2 protein-coding genes are annotated in these 2955 nt (G+C 30.5%); one reads left to right on the forward strand and one right to left on the reverse strand.

Features of this window, described 5'->3' with window-relative positions; genetic code table 11:
- The first annotated feature begins 78 nt into the window (after nt 1-78).
- The gene (locus tag NSA58_RS18100) at nt 79-2292 is read left to right on the forward strand and encodes a YhgE/Pip domain-containing protein (RefSeq protein WP_074429264.1); all 2214 of its coding nucleotides are present in this window, start codon (nt 79-81) and stop codon (nt 2290-2292) included.
- Nucleotides 2293-2398: 106 nt separating this feature from the next.
- Here NSA58_RS18100 and NSA58_RS18105 read toward each other — a convergent pair.
- Nucleotides 2399-2955 (reverse strand): hypothetical protein (locus NSA58_RS18105; protein ID WP_257560785.1); only part of this gene is annotated, 557 nt, incomplete at its 5' end.

The following is a 2955-nucleotide window of genomic DNA, read 5'->3' on the forward strand; positions in this document are numbered from 1 at the left end:
AATTATAATTTTTATTATAACACAAAAACAACATCGTGTTGTTTATTAAAACTTAATATGGAGAAAGGTGATACATATATGCTAAAAAATGAATGGAAAGATTTATTCAAAAACAAATTTCTAATTGTGGCTCTTATAGCCATCATAACTATCCCAACAATTTATTCAACTTTATTCTTAAGTTCTATGTGGGATCCTTATGGAAAAATTAGCAATCTTCCCGTTGCCGTAGTTAATAATGACGTTTCTGTTAATTATGAAGATATTGAAGTAAATGTAGGAGAAAGACTAATTGACAGTTTAAAGGAAAATGACTCCTTAGCATTTAATTTTGTTGATGAAAATGCAGCAATGGATGGTTTAGAAAATGGTACTTATTACATGGTAATTACTATTCCTAAAGATTTCTCAAAAGATGCTACTACTTTATTAGATAAAAAGCCTAAGAAAATGGTATTAGAATATGCTACAAATCCAGGTAAAAACTATATCGCCAGCAAAATGAGTGAAACTGCTTTATCTAAAATTCAAAATACAATTTCTGAGGAAGTAACAGAAACTTATGCTAATGTTATCTTTGAACAATTTGATACTGTGGGAGATGGACTTAGCGATGCCGCTGATGGCTCATTAGAGCTAAAAGACGGTTTAGGTGATTTAAAAGATGGTGGTGTGAAAATAAATGATGGCTTAAACACTTTATCTAATAGTATGCTAACATTTACTGATGGTACTAATACTTTATCGCAAGGCTTAAATACTTATTTAGCAGGTGTAAAATCTTTAAATGATGGTGCAAAAGAACTTTCAAATGGTGCTAATCAATTGGCTGGTGGTGCTAGTGAATTAAACTCTGCTGTTCAAAAAATATCTATCCCAAATATATCTTTAAGTGATGAGCAAAAAAACACTTTAAAAGAAACAGCAGCTTCAAGTGTAGGTGGTTATGCTAGTCAATTATCATCTGGTATAGGTAGTGCTGTTAGCTCTAAGGTAAAAAACACTTTAACTTCTGAAAATACAGTTAAAGCAGTTTCTACAGCAATACTTAGTGATAACAACATCAAACAAATGATGGGCGCTCTTCAAGCTGTTGGATATACAAATGAACAAGCTCAAAGTTTAGTTATTGGCATAATATCAAATACATTAAATGGTGTATCTTCTAACATTACTGCTGATTCTATAACAAATGCAGTTTCACCTTCAGTATCTAGTACTATGAGTCAAATTGCAGCAGGAGCAGCAGAAAGCGGAGCTAATGCAGTTGTTAAAGAAGTAAATTCAAATCTTTCAACTTATGAAAAAATGTTTACTACTTTAAAATCATCTACTAAAACTCTTTCAAATGGATTAAATACATTAAGTGCTGGTGCCAAAGAATTAAAAACTGGTTCAGACAAACTTGTAGCTAATAATTCTAAGTTACAGTCTGGTATGTCATCACTTTCTGACGGTACTAATAAAATATCATCTGGAGTTAATGAATTAAAGAATGGATCTGTAAGTTTAAAGAAAGGTTTACAAACTGCTTATGATGGAAGTAATACTTTACAAACAAGTTTAGCTGATGGTGCCAAATCTGTTAAAGATACTACTTCTACAATAAATAATAATACTTTAGAAATGTTTGCATCACCTGTTGAATCTTCTAAAACTCAAGTAACAGAAGTTGCGGATAACGGTCACGCAATGGCTGCTTATATGATGGTTGTTGGTCTTTGGGTTGGATGTATGGGATTCTGCACAGTTTATCCTTTAACTAAAAATAGTGGAAAAATAAAATCAGGCTTTAGATTATGGCTTGGTAAAGCAAGTGTAATGTATCCAGCAATAATATTAGCTTCACTAGCAATGATTACAGCACTAAGTTATTTCAACGGATTTAGCCCTGCTGATTTAAATCAAACAATATTAGTTGCAGTTGTTGCTGCAATAACATTTATGAGTATAATCTACTTCCTAAATGTTGCCTTTGGAGTAGTTGGTAAATTCTTAGTTCTAATATTTATGGTCTTACAATTGGCTGGTTCTACAGGTACTTATCCTTTAGAATTATCTGGTGATTTTGTAGCCAAAATAACTAATTACCTTCCATTTACTCATGTAGTTACAGCATTTAGAAGTACAATATCTGGTGGACCTAATATTAAAGGTAATTTAGCTTTTCTTATAGCTGTAGCCATTGTTATGATATTATTAACAATTGCACTTCTTGAATTTAAAGTTAGATTTAAATCAAATAAAAATAATTTAAATGAAAGTAATATAGACGATAAATTAGCAGTTTAATAATTTAAAAATAGAAATAGCAACTCTATTAGATAACTTATCTAATAGGGTTGCTATTTTTTAATTAAACTATTTTATTATCTTTTTTACATATTATATAATATTGTTATTTCATTAATTCAGATTCAAATAAATCATCCCAATTGTCACCATGTTTTTGTTCCATTAAATCATCAAAGTCATCACCATACTTAGCTTCTAATTCATCTTCCCAATTAACAGGTGCTTCCACTCTATTTAACATTTCACTTAAGTCACCTTCTATTGATTTTATTAAATCTTCTTTAGTCGTTCCCTCATTTAATTTTGCATTCATTTTTGCTTCAAATTCGTCATCCCAGTTTTCGCCATATTTTGCTTCCATGGCATCATCCCAGTCATCACCATACTTAGCTTCTAATTCATCTTCCCATTTTCCATTATACTTACCTTCTTCTAAAGCTTTTAAATCTTTTTCTAAAGAAGTCATATCCACGTTATAATTTGATGCACTATTATTTGATGTTGTTTGTGCTTGTGTAGTTGGCTGATTATTAGCCTTTTCTTCACTAGCTTCAGTATTTCCTGAACACCCTGTTAAAATTATTGATCCCCCTATAAGAGTTAATGTTAGTATCGATTTTATATTTTTCATTTTATTTTCTCCCTTTAAATTCTGTTTAT

The sequence above is a fragment of the Terrisporobacter muris genome (genome assembly GCF_024621905.1).
GTDB classification, from domain to species: Bacteria; Bacillota; Clostridia; order Peptostreptococcales; family Peptostreptococcaceae; genus Terrisporobacter; species Terrisporobacter muris.

Coding starts and splice junctions, on each gene's coding strand:
- NSA58_RS18100 (WP_074429264.1), top strand. CDS start 79: ATGCTAAAAAATGAATGGAAAGATTTATTCAAAAACAAATTTCTAATT.